This window comes from Nostoc sp. ATCC 53789 (assembly GCF_009873495.1).
Classification (GTDB): Bacteria; Cyanobacteriota; Cyanobacteriia; order Cyanobacteriales; family Nostocaceae; genus Nostoc; species Nostoc muscorum_A.
The window spans coordinates 5,340,126-5,363,242 of record NZ_CP046703.1 but is presented as its reverse complement, the minus strand read 5'-3'; the positions used below and the strand labels follow the sequence as shown (position 1 = coordinate 5,363,242).

The 23,117-nt window shown below is 40.6% G+C and carries 20 protein-coding genes; 6 read left to right on the top strand and 14 right to left on the bottom strand.

The features are described from left to right. Window positions 1-150 precede the first annotated feature (150 nt). From GJB62_RS22320 to GJB62_RS22310, 3 genes are all read left to right on the top strand, one after another. Window positions 151-1,518 (top strand): NAD-dependent succinate-semialdehyde dehydrogenase, encoded by a 1,368-nt coding sequence (locus GJB62_RS22320; RefSeq protein ID WP_114083883.1) that lies wholly within the window; start codon window positions 151-153, stop codon window positions 1,516-1,518. Window positions 1,519-1,632: 114 nt separating this feature from the next. Then, window positions 1,633-3,276 (top strand): acetolactate synthase large subunit, encoded by a 1,644-nt coding sequence (locus GJB62_RS22315; protein ID WP_114083884.1) that lies wholly within the window; start codon window positions 1,633-1,635, stop codon window positions 3,274-3,276. Window positions 3,277-3,600: 324 nt separating this feature from the next. Beyond that, a complete protein-coding gene (locus GJB62_RS22310; protein ID WP_114083885.1) occupies window positions 3,601-4,161 on the top strand; it encodes a hypothetical protein in 561 nt (186 codons plus the stop codon). Here the strand turns inward: GJB62_RS22310 and GJB62_RS22305 are convergent. The 3 genes from GJB62_RS22305 to GJB62_RS22295 form a co-directional block, all read right to left on the bottom strand. Then, window positions 4,158-4,682 carry a hypothetical protein gene (locus GJB62_RS22305; protein ID WP_181852898.1) on the bottom strand — a complete coding sequence of 175 codons (525 nt, stop codon included), beginning with the start codon at window positions 4,680-4,682 and terminating at the stop codon, window positions 4,158-4,160. The two genes, GJB62_RS22310 and GJB62_RS22305, sit on opposite strands and share 4 nt — an antisense overlap. Window positions 4,683-4,742: 60 nt before the next feature. Continuing rightward, window positions 4,743-5,366 carry an exopolysaccharide biosynthesis protein gene (locus tag GJB62_RS22300; RefSeq protein ID WP_114083886.1) on the bottom strand — a complete coding sequence of 208 codons (624 nt, stop codon included), beginning with the start codon at window positions 5,364-5,366 and terminating at the stop codon, window positions 4,743-4,745. A gap of 69 nt (window positions 5,367-5,435) precedes the next feature. Further along, window positions 5,436-6,047, bottom strand: coding sequence for a VTT domain-containing protein (locus tag GJB62_RS22295; protein WP_114083887.1), 612 nt, complete (start codon window positions 6,045-6,047; stop codon window positions 5,436-5,438). 150 nt (window positions 6,048-6,197) lie between these two features. Between GJB62_RS22295 and GJB62_RS22290 the strand changes: the two genes are divergently transcribed. The 3 genes from GJB62_RS22290 to GJB62_RS22280 are packed head-to-tail and all read left to right on the top strand — an operon-like array spanning window position 6,198 to window position 9,035. Further along, window positions 6,198-6,980 (top strand): ABC transporter permease, encoded by a 783-nt coding sequence (locus GJB62_RS22290; RefSeq protein ID WP_114083888.1) that lies wholly within the window; start codon window positions 6,198-6,200, stop codon window positions 6,978-6,980. A gap of 4 nt (window positions 6,981-6,984) precedes the next feature. Further along, a complete protein-coding gene (locus GJB62_RS22285) occupies window positions 6,985-8,298 on the top strand; it encodes a cytochrome P450 (protein WP_114083889.1) in 1,314 nt (437 codons plus the stop codon). An 8-nt stretch (window positions 8,299-8,306) separates the two neighbouring features. After that, window positions 8,307-9,035: a hypothetical protein gene (locus GJB62_RS22280; RefSeq protein ID WP_114083890.1), complete on the top strand. Its 729-nt coding sequence runs from the start codon at window positions 8,307-8,309 to the stop codon at window positions 9,033-9,035. Here the strand turns inward: GJB62_RS22280 and urtE are convergent. From urtE to GJB62_RS22225, 11 genes are all read right to left on the bottom strand, one after another. Further along, window positions 8,998-9,696, bottom strand: a complete 699-nt coding sequence (gene urtE, locus GJB62_RS22275; RefSeq protein ID WP_114083891.1) for an urea ABC transporter ATP-binding subunit UrtE — start codon at window positions 9,694-9,696, stop codon at window positions 8,998-9,000. The genes GJB62_RS22280 and urtE overlap by 38 nt on opposite strands. Window positions 9,697-9,727: 31 nt before the next feature. Continuing rightward, a complete protein-coding gene (locus tag GJB62_RS22270; protein WP_114083892.1) occupies window positions 9,728-10,342 on the bottom strand; it encodes a Uma2 family endonuclease in 615 nt (204 codons plus the stop codon). A gap of 53 nt (window positions 10,343-10,395) precedes the next feature. Then, window positions 10,396-11,142 (bottom strand): urea ABC transporter ATP-binding protein UrtD, encoded by a 747-nt coding sequence (gene urtD, locus GJB62_RS22265; protein ID WP_114083893.1) that lies wholly within the window; start codon window positions 11,140-11,142, stop codon window positions 10,396-10,398. Continuing rightward, on the bottom strand, window positions 11,117-12,235 hold the full coding sequence (gene urtC, locus GJB62_RS22260; protein WP_114083894.1) for an urea ABC transporter permease subunit UrtC: 1,119 nt from the start codon (window positions 12,233-12,235) through the stop codon (window positions 11,117-11,119). The genes urtD and urtC overlap by 26 nt, the downstream gene beginning before the upstream one ends. A 30-nt stretch (window positions 12,236-12,265) precedes the next feature. Then, window positions 12,266-13,426: a branched-chain amino acid ABC transporter permease gene (locus GJB62_RS22255; RefSeq protein WP_114083895.1), complete on the bottom strand. Its 1,161-nt coding sequence runs from the start codon at window positions 13,424-13,426 to the stop codon at window positions 12,266-12,268. A 300-nt stretch (window positions 13,427-13,726) separates the two neighbouring features. Further along, window positions 13,727-15,040, bottom strand: coding sequence for an urea ABC transporter substrate-binding protein (gene urtA / locus GJB62_RS22250; RefSeq protein WP_114083896.1), 1,314 nt, complete (start codon window positions 15,038-15,040; stop codon window positions 13,727-13,729). A 417-nt stretch (window positions 15,041-15,457) separates the two neighbouring features. Beyond that, complete coding sequence (locus GJB62_RS22245; RefSeq protein ID WP_114083897.1) at window positions 15,458-17,128, bottom strand: sodium:solute symporter family protein; 1,671 nt, start codon at window positions 17,126-17,128, stop codon at window positions 15,458-15,460. A gap of 9 nt (window positions 17,129-17,137) precedes the next feature. After that, on the bottom strand, window positions 17,138-17,419 hold the full coding sequence (locus GJB62_RS22240) for a DUF4212 domain-containing protein (RefSeq protein WP_114083898.1): 282 nt from the start codon (window positions 17,417-17,419) through the stop codon (window positions 17,138-17,140). Between the two features lie 795 nt (window positions 17,420-18,214). Continuing rightward, window positions 18,215-19,606, bottom strand: coding sequence for a hypothetical protein (locus tag GJB62_RS22235; protein ID WP_114083926.1), 1,392 nt, complete (start codon window positions 19,604-19,606; stop codon window positions 18,215-18,217). Between the two features lie 358 nt (window positions 19,607-19,964). After that, window positions 19,965-21,635: a phosphatidylglycerol lysyltransferase domain-containing protein gene (locus GJB62_RS22230; protein ID WP_114083899.1), complete on the bottom strand. Its 1,671-nt coding sequence runs from the start codon at window positions 21,633-21,635 to the stop codon at window positions 19,965-19,967. 119 nt (window positions 21,636-21,754) lie between these two features. Continuing rightward, entirely contained in the window at window positions 21,755-23,083 is a 1,329-nt protein-coding gene (locus GJB62_RS22225; RefSeq protein ID WP_114083900.1) for an IS4 family transposase, read from the bottom strand. Window positions 23,084-23,117: the final 34 nt, after the last annotated feature.

Below are 23,117 nucleotides of genomic sequence, written 5' to 3'. Positions count from 1 at the left end.
GTATCTTTTATTTCAAAATTAATTGCAAAATTGTAATATTAAGCGACTAATTCTTGGTTAAAAGACTAAAATTTGGGTGTAGCTTCCAGAATTGATCTGTGTAACACTAGGAAGCCTACCTGAAGCTATTTTTTAACGGGAGGTCAGGTAATGGCGATCGCTACCATCAATCCCGCCACTGGGGAGACGCTCAAAACTTTTGAGGCGCTCAATGATACAGAAATTTTTGCTAAACTCGATTTGGCAAATCAGACTTTTGAAAAGTATCGTCAGACTGATTTTTCTGAACGATCGCAATGGCTACAAAAGGCTGCTGATATTTTAGAGCAAGACAAAGCAGAATTTGCTAAGTTAATGACTCTAGAAATGGGTAAGCCATTTAAAGCTGCGATCGCAGAAGTCGAAAAATGCGCCGCCGTCTGTCGCTACTATGCTGAACACGCCCCGGCTTTTTTGGCTGATGTCAGTGTAAAAACTGATGCCAGCCAGAGTTTTGTACGTTATCAACCAATGGGTGCAATTCTCGCGGTGATGCCGTGGAATTTCCCCTTTTGGCAAGTGTTCCGCTTTGCTGCACCAGCATTAATGGCGGGAAATGTCGGCTTACTCAAACACGCTTCCAACGTGCCGCAGTGCGCCTTGGCAATTGAAGATATTATCCGACGCGCGGGTTTTCCTGAAGGTGCGTTTCAAACTCTATTAATAGGCGCTGCCAAAGTTGCCGATTTAATAGCTGATGACCGCGTAAAAGCTGCCACCTTAACTGGAAGCGAACCAGCAGGTATATCCCTCGCTGTCGCCGCCGGCAAACAAATTAAAAAAACCGTTTTGGAATTGGGAGGAAGCGATCCATTTATTGTGTTAGAAAGTGCTGACTTAGAGACAGCAGTTGTCACAGCTACTACAGCACGGATGTTGAATAACGGGCAATCATGTATTGCAGCGAAACGTTTTATTGTCGCAGAAGCGATCGCAGATCAATTTGAAAAATTGCTTTTAGAAAAATTCGAGGCGCTAAAAGTAGGCGATCCTATGCAACCGGATACCGATTTAGGCCCACTGGCAACACCTGGTATTCTCCAGGATTTAGATCAACAAGTGCAAGCTGCTACCAAAAGTGGTGGTAAAGTCCTCACCGGCGGACATCCTTTATCAGATCGTCCAGGGAACTTTTATCCGCCAACGATTATCATAGATATCCCGCCTGACACACCAATTGCAAAAGAAGAATTCTTTGGCCCAGTAGCCTTGTTATTCCGGGTTCCTGATATCGATGCTGCCATTAAACTCGCTAATGACAGTCCCTTTGGATTAGGTGCAAGCGCTTGGACAACGAATGACCAAGAATGCGATCGCTTGGTTGAGGAAATCGAAGCAGGTGCAGTATTTATCAACAGTATGGTCAAATCCGATCCTCGGTTGCCCTTTGGTGGTACTAAGCGTTCTGGATATGGCAGAGAATTGAGCATCCAAGGTATACATGAGTTTGTCAATGTGAAAACCGTGTGGGTTAAATGATTGGTCATTGGTCATTGGTCATTGGTCATTGGTCAAAGGACAAAGGACAAAGGACAAATGACTAATGACAAAAAACAAAAGTCTTATTCGTTAATAGAGTTGTCGGGAAATAAAATGAATACAGCAGAATTATTGGTGCAGTGCCTAGAAAATGAAGGAGTGCAATATATTTTTGGACTCCCTGGCGAAGAAAACCTGCATGTTTTGGAAGCGCTAAAACATTCTTCGATTAAATTTATTACAACTCGTCATGAACAGGGTGCAGCATTCATGGCCGATGTCTACGGACGTTTAACAGGAAAAGCAGGGGTGTGTCTTTCTACTCTTGGCCCTGGGGCAACCAACTTGATGACTGGGGTAGCAGATGCTAACCTCGATGGTGCGCCTTTAGTGGCAATTACTGGTCAAGTGGGAACAGATAGAATGCACATCGAATCCCATCAATATTTAGATTTGGTGGCAATGTTTGCACCTGTTACCAAGTGGAATAAGCAGATTGTGCGACCGAGTATTACACCAGAAGTAGTACGGAAAGCATTTAAGCGATCGCAATCCGAAAAACCCGGTGCAGTTCACATCGATTTACCAGAAAATATTGCTGCTATGCCTGTCGAAGGCAAACCTTTGCGTAAGGATAATAGCGAAAAAACTTATGCATCTTTTGCTAGCATTCGGGCAGCAGCAGCCGCAATTTGCCAAGCAGTTAACCCATTAATATTAGTTGGAAATGGGGCAATTCGCGCTCATGCCAGTGATGCCGTAACGCAATTTGCAACTTTGCTGAATATACCTGTTGCTAATACCTTCATGGGTAAAGGTGTGATTCCCTACACACATCAATTGGCTTTGTGGTCAGTGGGATTACAGCAAAGAGACTTCATTACCTGCGGTTTTGATAACACAGATTTAGTAATTGCGATCGGCTATGATTTGATTGAGTTTTCCCCCAAAAAATGGAATCGGAATGGTGAAATTCCGATTGTGCATATTGGGGTAAGTCCGGCGGAAATTGATAGTAGTTATATTCCTAACGCCGAAGTCGTGGGAGATATTTCAGATTCCCTCTATGAAATTCTAAAATTAGCAGACAGACAAGGTAAACCCGATCCTTTTGCTATCAGCTTAAGGTCAGATATTCGGGCTGATTATGAACAGTATGCCCATGATGACGGATTTCCGATTAAGCCACAAAAGTTAATTTATGACTTACGGCAAGTGATGGGCCCAGATGATATCGTTATCTCTGATGTTGGCGCACATAAGATGTGGATGGCCCGTCATTATCATTGCCATAGCCCCAATACTTGCATAATTTCCAACGGTTTCGCGGCTATGGGTATTGCCATTCCTGGCGCTTTAGCAGCAAAACTCGTTCATCCTAAACGCAAAGTTGTTGCTGTAACAGGCGATGGCGGCTTTATGATGAATTCTCAAGAATTAGAAACAGCCTTACGTGTAGGTACGCCTTTTGTCACCATAATTTTCAATGATGGTGGCTATGGATTAATTGAGTGGAAGCAAGAAAATCAATTTGGCAAAGGAAACTCATCTTTTGTGCATTTTAGCAATCCTGATTTTGTTAAATACGCTGAAAGTATGGGTTTAAAAGGCTACCGAGTTGAATCGGCTTTAGATTTGATTCCCACTTTGAAAGAAGCCCTCGCTCAAGATGTACCCGCCGTGATAGATTGTCCCGTAGATTATCGGGAGAATCACCGCTTTAGTCAAAAAGCCGGCGAGTTGAGTTGTGCGGTGTAAAAAGTTACGACTTAGGAGTTAAGAGTTATAACTGAGGAGTTAGGAATTATCGAACAGAATTCAGGAGTCAGAATTCAGAATAATACCTCCGGCACACTCTTCGCGTTCAGCATGAATTCTGTATGACTGGCGCGATGAATAATCAGCGTTTTTGCACGCCCACTAAATTGAAAATTTGATGGTCTTCACTACGTAACGCAAGCGCGTTATCGTTCGCGCAGTGTCTCATAGAGAGTGTCTTGATTCTGATTCCTAAATTCTGAATTCTGAATTCTTCTTCAATTATTCCTAACTCCTTTTTTAGAACGAAATAGGTTTTCAAAGATGATTTCAAGCTTCAGAAATATCAGTGCTGTATGTGGCGTATTTGTATTAGTCAGCGTTAGCAGCTTTCACAAGTCAGCGATAGCGACTATAAATAACCAGTCCCAGCTAATAGCACAAAGCCAGGGTAAAACCCAGGTACACCCAGTTTTTAAACCTATTTTGCCTAAATTAAAGCAAAAGACTCAGATTAGGGTTCTGTTACCGAAGTTTATTCCTGAATCAGATGGGGAAAATCGAATTTACGCAATTATAGAAGCTGCTACACAAAAAAACTACGAGATTTTGCTCGGTTTCAGTCCTGATTGTAGTGGTGGAACTGCTTGTCGTCTGGGTGTGATTTCTGCTGAAGCAGTAACCCGCAAAACCCCCCGCCTGAATGGTAAAGCTGTATCCTTAGCTAAAGGTATTACTGGCTATTTTGTGGATTTTACTTGTGGTGCTAATTGCTCAGATGCTACTTTGACTTGGAGACAACAGGGTGTGCAATATGTTGTTGGGTTGAAAGCAGGCGATCGCACTTCTTTGATAAAAATGGCTAATTCTGCGATTAATCCCTAACTAAGATCAGAGTTTGATTCTACTTCCCAGCGAAACAGCCGTGGCAATTGAGAAACATCTATAACGTAGTTAACAATCCATAATACCAATTCAAAAATCAATAAATATCGTATCCATACCAACTCATTTCTAGAATCTAAAAGTGTCAAACCCTCATATAACTGCCAGAAGCGGTAAGGCAAGTATATATAAGGAACCATTACCCACACTACATTTTGCAACTGCCTGAGTGTGACTATCTCAGAGATGATTTGCAATCCTAATATAATAAAATACCAACCAAGCACAGTCAACACAGTGCGATCGCCCCACCAGACACCCCACAATAGCATCACTACTAAGGGTAGTAATCCTCCTAGCAGTTGCACTGAGCCAAACCAGATTTTATACCAACCAGGAAATGGTAAAGGTAGCGTATAAGGCTTTGTGTGTTTCCACCCCCAGTTCACAACCACAATAAAAAGTGTGGCAATTACAAAAAAGAGGAGATTTTCTAGGAATAGATACAGGTTAATAGCCATGAGAAGATTATCAAACTCTGCTGTTTCTGTGTCATTCTACTTAAGTAGTATTTTTGCTATTTAACGACCTAGCCAAGTCTTGATGATGTCGAGAAGACTAGAACCTCCCCAAATCAACGCCAACAGTATGGAAGTAGTCAAAACTGCACCCATCACACACATTACCAAACCACCTAGGCTAATAGCACCATCATCTTCCGATAAGCCAAAGCTGGTTACAAAAACTCCCATTGCTGGTAGGGTATTAGTTCCCGGAATCGGAATCATCATGGAAATTGCCATCAAAGCGATCGCTATACCAATGGTTACTCTACCGGGTAAAGTAGTACAGATATAGTTTAGACGAGGACGAGCGATCGCTTCAATTCTTTTTAACCAAGGAATTCCTGCTTTCAAAAAACCCTGAACTGTTGTGAGTTGGATAGGCTGATTCATCATCCGCTTGGGTAGCCAGGGGGTTTTGGCACCAGCGATTAACTGTATCGCTAACAGAAAAATCAAGATGCCAAAAGGAGTTGAATATCCCGGCGCTGGAACTGGCAAAGCAGAAGGTAGAGATAGGATAACTAGCAAAAATCCAAAAATTCTTTCTTGCGCTAACAATAGAATCTCTGCCAAAGTCACTTTTGCTGGTCGTTCTTCCTCAAAAAAATAGCGTTGTAGTTCGTTAGATAGTTTAGCCATATATCACCAATATTTAGCAATATTAAGTAAATAAATCTACCTAATATCTATACGAAGTAAAAAATTATTTTAACTTTTATTTGCTCGATTTTCTTGTATTACATGAATCATTGATGGCACTAAAGAAACAACTATAATTAATCCAATAATTGGTAATAAATATTTATCTACTTGTTCAGGTGGCAGAGACTTTCCTAAGAAAAATCCTAATAGGGTAATGCCAAATGTCCAAAGAAAGCCACCAATTAAGTTGTAAGACATAAATGTTCGGTAATGCATCGCACCAAGTCCAGCCACAATCGGCGCAAAAGTGCGAATTATTGGTGTAAACCTGGCCAAAACTAGTGTTTTTTTGCCATGTTTATGATAAAAATCCTGGGTTTTTACCAAGTGTTTTTTATGAAACAACCATGAATCTTCTTTCTGAAATAATTTTCTGCCAAATTTATGTCCTGTAGCGTAGCCAATATTATCACCAAGGACTGCACAAACAAAAGCACCAAAAATCAGAACCCAAATATTAAACCCTGATTTTGGAAGAGATGCGAGAAATCCAGCAGTAAATAGCAAACTATCTCCTGGCAGAAAAAAACCAATTAGCAAGCCAGATTCAGCAAAGATAATTGCCCATACTCCAAAGTAGCCAATTTTTGTAATTAGGTCTGGTAAATTTAAATGCATTAGAATTTTTTAGTTTTCAACAATATATCCACAACATCTTAACGTTTAGCAATTTTGCTGAATAAAAAGTAATATTAAATTTACGTAAAGTTCTTGTGTAATCTTAGAAATTTTAGTGACAGATGGCACATTTTGGGTTAGAGGTGCAAGATGCAAAGATATTTGAAAGTACTAAGACTATTTTGGGGTGCTGCGATCGCATCTGAGTTAGAGTATCGCGTTAATTTTTTCGTCGCTACCCTTACCAGCTTGGGAAATCTTGCGGGTAGCCTCTTTGGATTATTCTTGTTTTACCGCACTGGTTATACTTTTAGTGGCTGGTCATGGGAAGCAGCTTTAGTAGTTTTAGGAATTTTTACTTTACTACAAGGATTTTCTGCGACTTTTCTAGTGTCTAACTTGAACCGCATTGTCCGTCATGTTCAAGAAGGCACTTTGGACTTTATATTATTAAAACCTATTCGCAGCCAGTTTTGGCTTTCGACTCATACCCTCTCCCCTTGGGGACTGCCGGATCTAATTTTTGGTAGTATTATCATTGGCTATGCAGGTAAACGCCTTGGTGTAGGGATAAACGGCTATCTACTTGGTGTGCTGCCGTTATTGTTCAGCTTTGTAATTTTATACAGCCTGTGGTTTATGCTGGGTTCAATGAGTATTTGGTTTGTCAAAATATACAACGTTACTGAAGTGTTGCGTGGTTTATTGGAAGCTGGACGATATCCCATTGCAGCATATCCTACTGCTTACCGTTTTTTCTTCACTTTTGTGATGCCAGTAGCTTTTTTAACCACTGTACCAGCCCAAGCGCTGTTGGGTCGGAGTGAAATTAGCTGGTTGATAGGTGCAGCAATCTTAGCAGTAGCCTTGTTTTTCGCTTCTACTTGGTTTTGGCGGTTTGCGTTGCGGTTTTATACTAGTGCTTCGAGCTAGAGATATGAAAACTAATCAAATTCCTCCTGGAAGCTTTGGTTTGCCTGTATTAGGTGAAACACTCTCCTTTGTTTTCGACCGCGATTTTGCCAAAAAGCGCTATCGCCAGTATGGGCCCATCTTCAAAACCCATCTTCTTGGCAGACCTACTGTAGTAATGGCAGGGCCGGAGGCATTAGAGTTCGTTTTGTCAAGCCATATCGAGAATTTTTCTTGGCGTGAGGGATGGCCTGATAATTTCAAGACATTACTGGGTGAATCGCTTTTTCTCCAAGATGGAGAGGAACACCGCAGAAACCGCCGCTTGATGATGCCGGCGTTGCACGGACCAGCATTGGCGAATTATTTCTCCACAATGGAAGATATTACACGTAGTTATCTCCAAAAGTGGGAGAAAAAACAGGAGTTTACTTGGTTCCAAGAGTTTAAACAGCTGACATTTGATATTGCGAGTCAATTATTGTTAGGTACGCGTGCTGGGCCGGAATGTGTACGCCTTAGTCAGTTATTTACAACTTTGACGAATGGGCTGTTTGCTATTAATCCGTTGCCTCTACCATTTACTACATTTGGTAAAGCTATAGCCGCTCGTAATCAGATTTTAGAGCATCTCACTCAAGTTGTCAGAGAACGTCAGCAAAACCCAACTAAAGATACCATTAGCCTGTTAATCAAAGCTAAGGATGAAGACGGTAACAGCCTAAGTGAAAAAGAAATCATTGCCCAAGCGGTGCTGTTACTCTTCGCTGGACATGAGACTACTACTTCGATGCTGACTTGGTTCTGTACAGAGTTAGCCCGTCATCCAGAAGTACTGGAAAAAGCAAGAGTTGAACAATTGCAACTTGCAAGTCAAGCTGATTTAGATTTAGAACAATTAGGGAAAATGCCCTATTTGGAGCAGGTTTTGTGGGAAGTTGAAAGGTTGCATCAACCTGTCGGCGGTGGGTTTCGTGGTGTGATTAAAGACTTTGAATTGAATGGTTATCACGTACCTACTGGTTGGCAGTTATACTACTCAATTGGAGTTACTCACCAAATTGAAGAAATATATTCTGAGCCAGAACTCTTTGACCCAGACCGTTTTAGTCCTCAACGGCAAGAACACAAAAAATATCCTTTTAGTTTAGTTGGTTTTGGCGGTGGTCCACGCATTTGTATTGGCATAGCTTTTGCCAAAATGGAAATGAAGATTGTTGCTGCTCATCTTCTACGTAGTTATCATTGGGAAATATTACCCAATCAAAGTTTAGAAGTAGTTGCGATTCCCACTAATCGCCCTAAAGATGGTTTGCGGGTTAGATTTCAACCTCGGTGAAATGTTTTATGGCATCCCAAATAGACATAAACTTGCCTAACGGAGTTTTGCAAGGCTTACAAAATGTGAAAGATTATGTAGGCGGAGGTGTTAACTCTCTAAGTAACTCAGCACAACAAGTTAGGGAGTCTTTGAATACAACAACCGATAAAGCAATTGATACAGTTACGACAAGTCTAGAGGAAACTTGGCAAACTGCTGAGAAATTTAAAAGTACAACATCGGGAGCAGTTAAAGATGTAATGGCATCTTCTGTAAGTGATTGGCTGACACAACACCCGATATTTTTTAGGTTAGTTCAAGTACTAGGTTGGGCGACTAATCACCCAATTATTAGTATAGTGATTTTGCTGTTTGCACTTGCCTTGCTTTGGAGCATTATCAAAGCAATTGTCCGCTTGATTGAAACAGCTAGTTGGTCAATACTCCAAGTTCCAATAAAATTACTTCTGGCTTTGATTAAAGTTAGTTTTCTATCCTTAGCTAAAGTTGGCAGTTTTGGTATTCAAAAAATTACAGCTACTAAAATAACTGATAATCTGCCAGCTTTGTTACCTGAAAGTTTTCAACCAAATAAAAAACAACGATTAGTAGAAATTTCTCATCGCTTAGAAGCAATTCAAAAGGAACAACATGAGCTTTTACAAGAAGCCGCAGACTTGATTGCTTCTGACACAATTGATATAGACATCTCCCAAATTAAACAGCTAAGAAGCGTTGAATCACATCTTGGCTAAGTTCGGCTGTGGAACCGGAGGCGACAATACCGCCTTTTTGCATAGCGTAATAATAATCAGCTTGACGGACAAAGTGTAAGTGTTGCTCTACCAATAAAACTGAAATGCCTGTGGTTTCGACAATGCGACGGACTGCTGCTTCAATTTCGAGGATGATGGAGGGTTGAATGCCTTCAGTGGGTTCATCCAAGACGAGTAATTGAGGTTCTCCCATTAAAGCACGTGCGATCGCTAATTGTTGCTGTTGTCCCCCACTCAAATCACCACCCATCCGCGAAAGCATAGTTTTTAACACCGGAAATAAGCTAAAAACTTCCTCTGGAATTTCTGCTTTTTTTACTGGTTTGCGTCTAGCTTCCAACCCCAACAGCAGATTTTCTTTGACTGTCAAACGGGGGATAATCTCTCGCCCTTGGGGAACATAACCAATTCCCAACTTTGCCCTTTGGTCGGGAGATTTCGAGTTGATTAATTCTTCAGCTAAGTTAATAGTACCGCTACGGGGTTTGAGTAAACCCATGATTGTTTTGAGTAGGGTGGTTTTACCTACGCCATTACGTCCGATTAGGCAGACCATTTGCCCGGATGGTACGCTTAAATCTACATTGCGGAGAATGTGGCTTTCGCCGTAGTAAACGTTGAGGTCAGAGATTTTTAGCATAATAAAATTCAGTTTTTATTCAAACCGAAACTTACAAAGCAGAATCAAAAATTTGTTGTGCTGTCAAGTTGAGTTGGGGGAATAAAGGCGATGCAATAAAATTATTTCCTCTAAACACAGTCATTTGATAATCTCCGTCAACTAATTCGCAAATTGTAATAGTTTTTTGTTTAGGATTACCAGTAAATCTTTTGCCACCGATTGCAGCATAGTCTACAATCCAATACTCAGGAATCCCCATCTCTTCATAATCCCTGAACTTGTCATAGTAGTCGTCTCGCCAGTTGGTGCTAACAATTTCAACAGCTAATGGGATAGATGCAGCTTGAATAACGGTCGATTGCTTACTCCACAGAGGTTCATTCACGAGGTTGTCATGATTTAATAGCAAAATATCAGGAGAATAGGTTGAGTTATTGCTCTGAATTTTGACAAAAGCAGTTTTGGGGATACGAAACGGAAGTCCTATTTGCAAAAACTGGAAGGTTATCTGTGCCGCCAAAAATCCAACAACATTTTCGTGTTCACCAGTTGGGGGTGGCATTTCTACAATGACTCCTTTATGTAGTTCATATCGCGCCCCATTTGAGGGGTACCACTCAATAAATTGTTCAAAGGTTACTAACTTGGGTAGGGTTTGAGTCATAGTTACCACCTCCACATATATTTGACTTTACCATCGCTGCCCCTGAATTGTGTTCATTCTTCCTGTTTTCCCAAATACACTTCAATTACACGAGAGTCATTTTGCACTTCCTCAAAATTCCCTTCACACAGCACCGAACCTTCATGTAACACTGTTACTTTCTTGGCAATTTGACGCACAAATTCCATATCGTGTTCAATTACTAAAATGGAATGACTTTGTGCTAATGCTAGAAGTAATTCACCAATGTTGTATGTTTCTTCATCCGTTAAACCAGCAACGGGTTCATCAACAAGTAATAAATCAGGTGATTGTGCCACTAACATCCCAATTTCTAGACGTTGCTTTTCTCCGTGGGAAAGTAAACCTGCTCTAATATCTGCCTTCGGCGTTAAGCCGATGGTTTCTAATAATCCTTTAATATTATTCTTTTCAACAGCATTAGAATGTTCAAACAATGTAGAAAAGACATTTTTCTTCTTGTTGATGGTAATTTCTAAATTTTCACGGGGCGTTAAATTTAAGTAAATTCGAGGTGTTTGGAACTTGCGTCCAATTCCCAATCGCGCAATTTTATATTCAGGTAAAGAACGCAGGTTTCTTCCTTTAAATAAAACTCGCCCAAGAGTTGGTTGCACTTTCCCGGTAATCACATCCAGAAACGTTGTCTTTCCCGCACCATTGGGGCCAATTACTACTCGTAATTCACCCACATCCATACTAAAGTTAAGCTGATTTAAAGCTTTAAAACCGTCAAAACTAACAGTTACGTTTTCAGTTTCCAATATTTTCGCGTTCATGTTGCACTTCCGGATCTTCTTCCAAGGTGGGATATGTAGCAATTTCTTGACGGCGGTGGAAAAGAGAAATATTCTGGCTACGCAACCATCCCACGATACCGTCAGGAAGGACTGTGACAACTATCAAAAATAATGCGCCTTGGAAAAATAGCCAGATTTCGGCAAATTGTTCGCTTAAAAAAGTGCGGGCATAATTTACTAACAAAGTTCCGACAATTGCGCCAATTAAAGTAGCGCGTCCGCCTACAGCTACCCAAATCACCATTTCAATCGAAAAGGCAATATCCATTGCTCTGGGTGAGACTGAACCACTTTGAATAGTGTAAAATGCTCCTGCTATGCCTGCGATCGCACCTGAAACTGCAAACACCAGCACTTTAAAATCTGTAGGGTCATAGCCAGAAAATCTTACCCGACTTTCATCATCACGAATCGCTATCAATAACCTCCCAAAGCGTCCAGTTGTCAACCAGCGACAAATACCGTAGGTGATTGCGAGAAATATTACCGTCAGCGTGTAGAAAACAAACTGCGTCTTGGCATCGCTGACCGTTGCCCCAAACAAGGTTGTAAAATCTATCAGTCCGTTCGTACCGTTGAAAAATTGTTGCTGACCATTAAAGAAGTTGAAAAATACAATAGTTCCTGCTTGAGTCAAGATGGAAAAATAAACACCCTTGAGGCGATTACGGAAAACCAAATATCCCAATAATCCCGCCAATAACCCTGGAATTAGTACCACCAAAGCTATTGTCAAAGGAAAAGAATAAAAAGGTTGCCAAAAGGCGGGAAGTTCCGTAACCCCATAAAGCCCCATAAAATCAGGTAATTCACCAGTCGGGACTTGGAGTTTCAGGTACATTGCGATCGCATATCCACCCAAACCAAAGAAGATACCATGTCCCAAACTTAGTAAACCAGTATACCCCCAAATCAAATCGATACCCAAAGCCACAATCGCCAGTGACAAAAATCGCCCCAACAAATTCAGGCGAAACTCTGAAAGCAGCACTGGCATAACAATTATAAGGAAGAGTGCGATCGCAACCACCACCCCTACCTCAATTAATAACCCTCCTCCCCTCTTCTTCATTCTCTGCGTCCTCTGCGTCTCTGCGGTTCGTTAAACATCAACAGTACGTCCCTTCTGCGGAAAAATCCCCCCAGGCTTCCACTGTAAAAACACAATAATCAGCGCAAACACCATCACCTTAGCCATACTCGTCGTCGCAAAAAAAGTAAACAAATCAGCCAAAGGTTTAACAGGAGTAAACAACAAAGCCAAAGTCCCAGAACCAATTAAAAAATTAGCCGTACCAATACCCAAAGCAGCCACAATCGTCCCGGCTAAATTACCCACACCCCCAACGACAACAACCATAAAAGTATCAATAATATAGTTTTGTCCCGTATTTGGCCCTACAGAACCGAGTAAACTAATCGCACATCCGGCTACACCAGCTAAACCAGAACCCAGTGCAAAAGTAATTGCATCCACCTTTTGAGTTGGGATACCCAAACAAGCACTCATACTCCGATTTTGCGTCACAGCCCGAATTCTTAAACCCCAGCTAGAATGCTGTAAAAATAAATAAATTCCCGACACACAGATTATTGTTAAAGCAATGATAAATAACCTAGCAAAGGGAAATTGCACACCACCCAAAGATATCCCCGCTTGTAACCAAGTAGGTGCTGTTACATCCACATTTTGAGCGCCAAACCAAGGTTGAGTCACTGCTAGCTGATAAGTTTGACTCAATAAATTGCCTGTTGTGATTGTCACTCCCAGCGATAGTAAAAATATTACCGCCACAATCCAGTTACGAACCCTTCCCAAATCAGTGCGAGAATTTAAAATCCATAAACCTCCAAAAAACAGCAGAGAAAATAAGCCTAGACCAATTACTAATACCCAATTCACGCTGCGAACAAACTGTTGAAAAATTAAACTTACTCCCCAAGTTGCCAACAGAGTTTCTAGAGGTCTTCCATAGAGATAACGAATCACGCCTTTTTCTAGAATTAATCCCACAGCAGCCGTGAAAAGAAAAGCGATAATCAAAGCCAAAAATATATAGACTTCAAACCACATTCCACCCAATTGCTTACAAACATTTTGCACAACAAATGTTGTATAAGCCCCAAACATCATCAACTCCCCATGTGCCATATTGATGACACCCATCAATCCGAAAATAATTGCTAATCCTAATGCGGCAATTAATAATACAGCACCAATACTAATGCCATTAAATACAGCTTCTAAAAATCCTGTTAACACTTTTTTTCCTACATATTAACTTTTTGTTATTAGGCACTTAATACACCGCTATTTAAGATGGTGTTTGAAAAGCCCTCTTATTGGTGTTAAAAGTTTTAGATCCCCCTAAATCCCCCTTAAAAAGGGGGACTTTAATTCCGGTTCCTCCCTTTTTAAGGGGGGTTAGGGGGGATCAACAAGTGCTAAAATCACAGCCAAGGACTTTTTAAACAACCTCTAAGATAGTGGGTTATGGCTTTATCCTTTGTTGCTTGTAACTATTAACCGATGACAAATGACTAATGACTAATGACTAATGAATTAAACTTTCTTGTACTTACCACCCTTCGCTGGGTCAGTCCAATCACAAGCAAACCCTTTAGTCTCTTTTACAAATTGATTCCAAGGAACTGGCTCAACTGGTGCAGGAGTAGCATAGACAATATCAAACAAACCATCTTGTCTAACTTGACCAATCCGCACAATTTTGGAGATGTGATGATTGGCATCCATTGTCACTTTACCTTCAGGCGCATCTAGAGTTTGCCCATAAGCCGCAGTTCGCACTTTCTCTAAATCAGTAGTCCCAGCTTTTTCTACTGCTTGCTTCCACAAATAAACTGCAATATATGATGCTTCCATTGGATCATTTGTCACGCGATCTTCACCATACTCTTTCTTGAAAGCGGCAACAAACTTTTTGTTAGCAGGTGTATCTACTGTTTGAAAATAATTCCACGCAGCGTAATGACCTTTGAGATACTCTACACCAATTGCTTTGACTTCTTCTTCGGCAATACTTACAGACATAGAGGGATATTTATCTGGTGTCAATCCAGCCCCTTTTAATTGTTTGAAGAAAGCGACATTACTATCACCATTTAGAGTGTTATAAATCACGCCACCATTGGGCAAATTTTGTTTTATTTTCGTAATGATAGGCGTAACTTCTGTATTGCCAAGAGGTAAATAATCTTCACCAACTGTTTTTCCGCCTAAAGCTTCTAATTGGGCTTTAATAATTGTGTTAGCAGTGCGGGGAAAAACGTAGTCAGAGCCAACCAAAAAGAATTCTTTACCCTTATTTTTCAACAACCAATCAACAGATGGCTCGATTTGTTGATTTGGTGCTGCACCAGTATAGAAAATATTTTTAGAACACTCTTGTCCTTCATACTGCACAGGATACCAGAGCATGTGATTTTTGCTCTCGAATACTGGTTTGACATTTTTACGACTAGCAGAAGTCCAACAACCAAAAACTACAGAAACTTTATCTTGATCAATTAGCTTAGTTGCCTTTTCTCTAAAAGTATCCCAGTTAGAAGCACCATCTTCGGTAATTGCTTCAATTTGTTTGCCTAAGACACCACCAGCAGCATTAATTTCTTTAATTGCTAATTTTTCAGCATCAACAACACTTTTTTCACTGATGGACATCGTACCACTCAGAGAGTGCAAAATACCTACTTTGATGGTGTTACCACCAGTAGCAGCAGCTGGTGAAGCAGTAGGAGATGCGACTGTCTCTGTAGCGCTTGGGGGATTATTCGCACAAGCTTTTAGAAAAAAGCTGCTTCCGAAAGTTAAAGAACCGTAGATCAAAAACTTACGTCTGTTAAATTCTCTTCTCATAATCTTTATGAATTTTCCTCTTGATGAATCAACTAACTTAATAGAAAGCTGACAATTTCAAACTTTAAAGTGTGATGATAGTGCGATAGTTTACTAGTAAAAAGTTATCTTGGATACCAAATGCCTGATTTTTGTTACAAAAAAATAATTTTGCAATATCAATATTTGTTAAGCTTAATATTATTGTCAGCAATAAAAAAATAGCTGGGTAATAATCTCATCTTTACTTGAGGGCTTTGCCAAAGGTGGTATTAATCACTAAAGGATTGCTAAAACCGGAGAATAAATGAACGTTCTCAAATCCTGTGGTAGTGAGATTCTCATGAAATGGGCAGGGGGTAGGAAAAAGCTTATCCCAACCGTATTTAGAGATAAGGGAGTGAAGAAATGCCCCATTCCCCATACCCACCCAATTCCTTATTCTTCAACCAATGATTCTTCAATCAATGGGCTGCGGAGGTCTTCTACCATTGCTTGAATTTCTGCTGGAGGTGGTGGTGTTAGGCGTGAAACTACTAGGGTGACAGCAAAGTTAATTAGCATACCCAAAGTACCAATTCCTTCGGGAGAAACCCCAAAAAACCAGGGTTGCATACCCCCAAACTTAACGCCGACAATGTAGATTATCGTAAACAGTAAACCCGTCAACATCCCAGCGATCGCACCTTCAGAATTGGTACGCTTGTCGAAAATCCCCAGAAAAATCACCGGGAAGAAACTAGCAGCAGCTAAACCAAAGGCAAAAGCTACCACCTCACTCACAAATCCCGGCGGATTCACCCCAAAATATCCGGCGAGGACGAGGGAAAAACCCACCATAATCCGCCCGACAAACACCCGTTTTTGTTCTGAGGCTGATGAATCTATGATCCGGTAGTAAATATCGTGGGCGATAGAACTGGAAATTACCAGCAACAAACCTGATGCCGTAGACAAGGCAGCTGCCAAACCGCCAGCCGCTACCAACCCAATCACCCACGGAGGTAGGTTAGCTATCTCTGGGGTGGAAAGCACAATGATATCTCGGTCAATCTTGATTTCATTGGTGTCTTTATTTGGTGTTAACTGGAGACGGCCATCTTTATTTATGTCATCAAAAGCTAACAGTTTAGTTTTTTCCCACTTGGCCGCCCAGTCTAGCTGCTGCACTTCTGCAACAGTATGATTATGCAGGGAATCAATCAAGTTGTAGCGGGCAAACATCGAGAGGGCTGGAGCCGTTGTATAAAGAATGGCAATAAATAGTAGTGCCCAACCAGCAGAATAGCGAGCTGCACGTACACTTTTTACTGTGTAAAACCGGACAATGATATGGGGTAGACCAGCAGTGCCTACCATCAAGGCAATGGTTGTGAACAGCACATCTAGCATCGACTTGTTCACAAATGGCTCAGTATACTGCTTAAACCCCAGGTCAACCTGGATTTTATTGAGTTTGTCAGCAATATCACTGAAGGTAAATGCTAGCTGAGGAACAGGATTACCAGTGAGAAACCAGGCGATCGCGATCGCTGGAATCAGGTAAGCAAAAATCAACACACAGTACTGTGCTACTTGCGTCCAGGTAATACCTTTCATCCCTCCCAACACAGAGAAAAAGCCGACGATCACCATCCCGATGATTACGCCTGTATTGATATCTACTTGTAGGAAGCGGCTAAAAACAATGCCCACGCCCCGCATTTGTCCAGCAACGTAGGTGAGGGAGACGAAAATGGCTGCAACTACTGCCACTAAACGGGCGATATTAGAGTAGTAGCGATCGCCTACAAAATCTGGCACTGTATACTTCCCAAATTTCCGTAGGTAGGGAGCCAGTAATAATGCTAGCAGTACATAGCCGCCAGTCCACCCCATTAAATAAATAGAACCGTCGTAACCCAAAAAAGAAATCAGCCCCGCCATTGAAATAAAGGAGGCTGCTGACATCCAGTCGGCCGCGGTAGCCGCACCATTAGCAATTGAAGGTATCCCTTGACCTGCTATAAAAAAGTCTTTACTATTTTCGACTCGTGATTGCCAACCAATATAAATGTAGGCGACGAAAGAAAGCCCAACTAATACAATAGTCCAAATTTCAACTGACACGGTTTTTCCTCACTTCCTAATATTGTATTTATGGTCTTGCTTGCTGAGATTGTATTTGCGGTCTAGCTTATCCATTTGGAAGGCATAAATGAAAATCAAGGCCACAAATACCAGGATTGACCCTTGTTGAGCCATCCAAAAGCCAAAGGGTACGCCAAAAAACCGTATTGCATTCAAAGGTTGAACCAACAAAATACTAAAAACTAGGGAAACCAATGCCCAGACAATTAAAAGATTACGAATTAAAGCAGTATTAGCACGCCAATAAGAACGGCGCTGATCTTCATCCATTGTTGTTCATCATCATTGCGTTGGTGCATCAAAATAATACCAATAAGACGTTAATATCCTGTCTAATGACTGTATTAATTTTTAAATTATTTAGTAAATAACATTTGACTTTACTGTAGTAAATTAAACTAAGTAATAGCTATCTGAGAATTAACCTATGGTCAGTTATGAACAAATATTTGGTTGATAAAGCTGAAACATCCAATAAATCATTAATGCTAACAAAACTTTCTATACAATATATTTAATCTAAAATACGTATTATTTGCTAGAAAGTTTTCACACTTAGATGCTATGAATTCATTTTTGAAGCTATACAAGCTATTAGCGATCTGAAAAGTGAGTAAAGTTAATTTTAAAAATATACTAACAACTACTACAGACTATTACGGAGTACGTTTAGCAACATTAATATGACGAGCTTGTTATTACACACATGGAGCATTACCAAAATATAGTAAATACTTATTATACAAATGGTATTTTACCGAGCTTTATGAAGCATTGCAGCCAGTATAGATAAGAACTTCTATCATCATGGTGAGAAAAGACTGATTTCAAGCAACTGATTCGCTTTATTTTCAACAACCAGTTTGAAAAATTTTAGGCGAATAGAATTCGCTACTAAGTAGAGCGGCGTGAATAATTCAAGGTTTGTAGTGAGGACTTTAGTCCTCTTATGAGGACTGAAGCTCTTTTCGAGACGCTATGCGTAGCTTGCTTCCCGCAGGGTAGCACCTGGCGCGCGACTGGAAGTCGCGCGGTGAGTAATAAATTAGACTTTGCAAACAACCTCTAATTGTCTATACCAACAGAAATAAGTTTGCTGTAATATGCAGTCTTGGCATAGATGCTGAGAATACTATCACCTACTGCAAAAAAAGTGCCTTCTTGCTCATTTTTAGAAAACTGCAAATTTGGATATTTAGCAGCAGCTTCTTCAGCAGTCATGGGTTTTGCTTTTATTTGATCTGGCAATAGTCCAGTACAACCAATGTAAAATACCAAAGGAGAAATCTTATCTTGGTAGATATTTTCTACATATTTCTCTAGCTTGGTATTCGCTGCGCTCAAAGCTGCAACCATTTCTTGTTTGCTGATTTGCTTACCAGTTTGTCTATCCTGAAATAACTGCGCCAAAATATCAGCACCAACTTTCTTCAGAATATCTACAACTATGCCATTTTGCTCAAGCCCAAGAAAATCATCGAAAATTGGTTTCATAAACTCGTCAACTTTCGTAATCTTGGTACGTGATGACAGCAACCTGTGTCTAACAGCGAGATTTTCATTAAATACCATCTCAAAATTCGGCTTCATGATAATTTCTCCAGTTTCTTTATCATAAAGACGATACATTCTATTCAGAAACTTATTAGCTGAAGGGAACTTACTCAAGTTCAGAATATCTTGACTGCCGATATCGATTTTATAGCTCAATCTGGAATCAAGAGTACCATTAACTAAAGCTTCGTGGATATTGGCATATTCATTAGTTGTAGGGAAATTGATGTAAGCATTCTTGGACAGATAGTGCTTCTTAAACTCATCTAACTGTGGCGCTATAAATATCTCTGACTCTTTCTTCAAGTAAGCAGAAATAATACTAGCAAGTACTTTAATTTCTGCGAGTTGATTGAATAGTCCATCAATACTACTGTAACAACGATCAGAAGCGACAAGCGGCAAGTTATCTAGCTGGATGGTATATTCAGCATGGAAGTCAAAATCTTTTGCATCTAACACACCCTTTTCTTTGAGCCAATCAAAAGCTTTTTTACTACTAATTTTGACTTGTAAAGACTTTATATTGATTTTACCGTCACTTACAATCGTGTAGTTATTAAAGCTATTAAGGTCATTTACTAGCAACCCTGCTACCTCAAGAGTGGGGGTTTGATCTTCAGATTTGGTAAGTTTGACTTTACGTTTGATAAGCATATTGATAGTAGCGGTATTGCGGTTAAATTGAAACTCGCCCATACCAGCATACTCAGCATTATCTATATATTCTGTTTGCAACCAAGGTTGTAAGAGTTCCCCTTTTTCGTCTCTCACACCTCTAACCCGCTTGATACCTGTTCGTTGATAATTTTCTTGCAGGTGCTTGATATTAATAATGATATTGTTGCGAGATTCTGCAAAGAATTTGATGAGTTCTGGCAGAGAAATTTGATTATTGCTCATATTTCCACCTTCCATCTAAAGGTCAATAAGTCTGTTAAAGTCACGGTTTCTAATAAGTTCTTCCAACCGTGAAAACTTGAAGGAGAAACACACAATAAATTTATGCCAAATAAAAACAAGAAGATTTTGCCCCTCATTCAAAGTAAGGGAATTTTTGACCTTAGTTTACTAACTACATGGGGATTCAGTTATGACAAACTTTGGAGATTTACTGTCAGACTTAGCATTACATACTCACCGGAGATTCATTCTTTTATAGTACAATTGTATCATAAAAATGTCAATTTGTGCAGACGAGTCGATCGTAGATATCGCCCTAGAATAAGGTGTTATGGGGTTAATACCAGAATAGATGCCTTTAAGCTCCGGGTTTGAAATAATCAAAAAGGCGATCGCCTGAATCTGCGCGAATCAATGCTACAACTACATCTGGTAAGGCAGCTAAACTGGGGTAAACCAAATAACGCGGTTCCCAACTGGGGCGGAACTTATCTTTGTAGGCGTGTAGCCCCTTGAAGTTGTAGAAGCGATTCAAATGCTCGTAAAGATAGTGTAAGACTCTCTCTAAACGGCGTGATTCTGGGTTGTCTCCAACTCCCGCAAGGGCAGAAAGACCGAAATTAAAGCTGTCGTAACCACACTCTTTAAAATGCTCAAGCAGAGAAATAAATAGAAAGTCCATCGTCCCATTCTCAAGAGATGAGCGATGTCGCATCATGTCAATAGTTGCTTCGTTGAGTTGGTACTCCCGGAGAATGTTGGCAAAGGCGCTGATGTTACCTTCGGGAGTATGCACCACAGCAATCTCGCACTCTCGCAGATAAGCTTCGTCAAACCAACCCAAAGAAAATTGTTTTTCTGAACCTTGTACCATCTTTAGCCATTCATCACTCACAGGTTTGAGGAGGTGCAACAAAGTATCAGCAATGGGTGGTTGGTAAAACTCGATTTGGTATCCCAGTTTAGTTAAACGATTTATTGATGGTCTAAAGTTTTTACCAGCTTTACCTTGTAATGTAAAACTTTTCAGGTCAACGATCGCTTCTTCTCCAATCTTGAGTACCTTAAATCCCAATGATTTGTAAAGCTCAACATCATCGGGCAAAGTTTGGTAAAAGCCTGGATACCAGTCATTGCGCTGGCAAAACTGCCAGAAAGCAACAATTGTCTCTTGGCGGTCTTCAATGGGGCCTATGGGATCTCCTAATGCGATCGCACCCCTGCCTTTGGGAACATAAGCTATTACACTATTACCAGTAGGGCTAAAATAATAACTCTTGTCATTTAAGAGTGTGATCGCTGCTAAAGAAGAACGTCCATATTGTTCAACAATTTCTTTAGCTCTTTGGCGCTCTTTTGGCGTTGCTAGATTACGCCAAAATACAGGTTGCAATAACATTACTATTGCATAGGTAATAGTAACTGCGGCAATAATATAGATAGAATTAGCAAAAAATTCCCCAAATCGGCTCTTTGGTTGCAGTCCCCAATTATCCTCAGTGAAGAACATCGCTAAAGTCTGAAGTACAGCTTCACGCCAATTAAAATTTTCTGAAAATTTTCCGTCTAATAAGTAAAATCCAATAGTTCCGTATGCCAGGGTAAATAGTAAAGCACCTATCAGCACTCTAACTCCCCGTGCAATTGAAGGACGATCTGATTGTGCCGTAAAAAAATGGCGCATCAAGATTAATTGCACCAGTAAAACTCCAGAGAGTAGACTTTCTTCATAGTCCAATCCCTTGAGCAAATGGCTGAAGATGGAAATTACTAGTAAAGCAATGGTTAGTAACCAGGCGATTCTTTTTCTGCGTAATAAATTAGTAGCAAGTGCGAGTAAAACAAACCCAGTCAGCGCTGCAAATATATGACCAGTGGCACGAATTTCAAATGGCAAAAATTCCTTTAACCAGTGATTCCGCCCATACAAGTTAGGTGTCACTGCTGACAACAAATTCACTACTCCCACTAAACCAGTAAGGAAAGCTGCACTCCAAAGTCCAATCTGAGTTTTTAAATTATTAGTCATTAGTTATTAGTCATTTGTCATTTGTCATTTGTCATTGGTTTTGGTGTTAAGAGGATGTTTGAAAAGTATTCGCTGTGACTTTAGGCACTTTTAGATCCCCCCTAACCCCCCTTTCCAAGCTACCGTGTATACACAAGTCCATCCAGAGCGAGTTTCCAGCCGATAAAGATGGATTCAAATTGTCTTAAACCATGAACAAGGGTAGGCATTCCAGGAGGCCTACCAGAGGTATAACCAGACCATCCACCAAGTCGAGCAATCATCCAAGTAGCCCAGGGCAAACAACCCCGTGGATAAGGATTTTGTAATTTTTTGGTATCGCCTTCAACAGAAGATTGAAGTCCTAATAAGCATTGCTGCTGCTTTTGACAAAATGTAAGCTCGGCAGAAAGTTGAGTATTATCGCGTCCCTCAACCATTTGTAAGGTTCGCACGGCTACGGACAAAGCAAGGATTGTTAGGCGTTGGATTGCAATACTAGACTCTAACTGAGTCGCTTCGATATTCAATCCAGCTTTTTTGAGAGTGGCAAAAAGTTGTTCAATCTTCCATCGCCATCCGTACCACTTAATAACTCGCAGTGCCTGTTCCAAGCAGACAACAACGTGAGTTGTCAGCAACCGCCAATGAATCGGTTCTTGTCCTGCGGGTGGTTGGACTTCCAGAGCTTCAACAGCAAAAAGGGTAACACTAGGAGGATAGCCAAAAACGCCTAATTTATCGGGGCGTTGAATCTCAACTTGTCCACAACGAACAATAAGCATTGCTTCTCTTGGCATTCGCTTTCGACGTGAGTCTGCGGGAACGTTAATTATATAAGTACCTTCACAAGGCTGCTGACTTAAGTAGTCGAATAGTGATTCAGACCGCCCTAACAATCGACGATCAAGGCATACTCTTATCAGTAAATGATTATTTTTATTGGGTACAGTTGCAAATTCCTCAAATAAATCCGATTCGCGGTCGCCAATATGAGTTACCATTTTTGCTCCACCCACTTCAAAGCATCGCTTACTACTTTCTGCCGATGCTAACCATTTGTAAGATTCTTTCTCCTCAATTGGTAAATTTTGATAGTCTCGCTGATGTTTATCTGCATGGTTTATAGCTCGGCTCCACAGTTTTACTGTGCTTAACCCCAGTGGAAATCCACTCTCACCATCTAATACCAATGTTGGATGGATATAAAACCCGACATCTGTGTTATTACCTACTACTCCTAATCCTGGCGGTGACAGCCTACCTGCATGAGACTGCAAGTTAATCTCGCTAGTATCGCTAATCGCCAATATGTGTCGTTTTGCCAGATGAAACTCGCAATCATCCGAAAGGCTACGTACTAGTTCTGATAGTGTTACGTTTTCATTCTCCAAAAACCGATAATAACCCATCTGTTCTGCCCAATTTCGACTGATTTGCCGGATATTTATCGATTGGTGCTTACGAATCGCCTCGTATAATGCTGCCCCCTTTTTATCAGCC

What these genes read in the sequence shown, in the direction of transcription:
- GJB62_RS22300 (WP_114083886.1), bottom strand. Translation starts at nt 5,366, where the DNA reads ATGGCTAAACTATCTAACGAACTACAACGCTATTTTTTTGAGGAAGAA.
- GJB62_RS22315 (WP_114083884.1), top strand. Translation starts at nt 1,633, where the DNA reads ATGAATACAGCAGAATTATTGGTGCAGTGCCTAGAAAATGAAGGAGTG.
- GJB62_RS22320 (WP_114083883.1), top strand. Translation starts at nt 151, where the DNA reads ATGGCGATCGCTACCATCAATCCCGCCACTGGGGAGACGCTCAAAACT.
- GJB62_RS22235 (WP_114083926.1), bottom strand. Translation starts at nt 19,606, where the DNA reads ATGAGCAATAATCAAATTTCTCTGCCAGAACTCATCAAATTCTTTGCA.
- urtA (WP_114083896.1), bottom strand. Translation starts at nt 15,040, where the DNA reads ATGAGAAGAGAATTTAACAGACGTAAGTTTTTGATCTACGGTTCTTTA.
- GJB62_RS22285 (WP_114083889.1), top strand. Translation starts at nt 6,985, where the DNA reads ATGAAAACTAATCAAATTCCTCCTGGAAGCTTTGGTTTGCCTGTATTA.
- GJB62_RS22280 (WP_114083890.1), top strand. Translation starts at nt 8,307, where the DNA reads ATGGCATCCCAAATAGACATAAACTTGCCTAACGGAGTTTTGCAAGGC.
- GJB62_RS22270 (WP_114083892.1), bottom strand. Translation starts at nt 10,342, where the DNA reads ATGACTCAAACCCTACCCAAGTTAGTAACCTTTGAACAATTTATTGAG.
- GJB62_RS22310 (WP_114083885.1), top strand. Translation starts at nt 3,601, where the DNA reads ATGATTTCAAGCTTCAGAAATATCAGTGCTGTATGTGGCGTATTTGTA.
- GJB62_RS22230 (WP_114083899.1), bottom strand. Translation starts at nt 21,635, where the DNA reads ATGACTAATAATTTAAAAACTCAGATTGGACTTTGGAGTGCAGCTTTC.
- GJB62_RS22295 (WP_114083887.1), bottom strand. Translation starts at nt 6,047, where the DNA reads ATGCATTTAAATTTACCAGACCTAATTACAAAAATTGGCTACTTTGGA.
- urtD (WP_114083893.1), bottom strand. Translation starts at nt 11,142, where the DNA reads ATGAACGCGAAAATATTGGAAACTGAAAACGTAACTGTTAGTTTTGAC.
- GJB62_RS22290 (WP_114083888.1), top strand. Translation starts at nt 6,198, where the DNA reads ATGCAAAGATATTTGAAAGTACTAAGACTATTTTGGGGTGCTGCGATC.
- urtE (WP_114083891.1), bottom strand. Translation starts at nt 9,696, where the DNA reads ATGCTAAAAATCTCTGACCTCAACGTTTACTACGGCGAAAGCCACATT.
- GJB62_RS22240 (WP_114083898.1), bottom strand. Translation starts at nt 17,419, where the DNA reads ATGGATGAAGATCAGCGCCGTTCTTATTGGCGTGCTAATACTGCTTTA.
- urtC (WP_114083894.1), bottom strand. Translation starts at nt 12,235, where the DNA reads ATGAAGAAGAGGGGAGGAGGGTTATTAATTGAGGTAGGGGTGGTGGTT.
- GJB62_RS22305 (WP_181852898.1), bottom strand. Translation starts at nt 4,682, where the DNA reads ATGGCTATTAACCTGTATCTATTCCTAGAAAATCTCCTCTTTTTTGTA.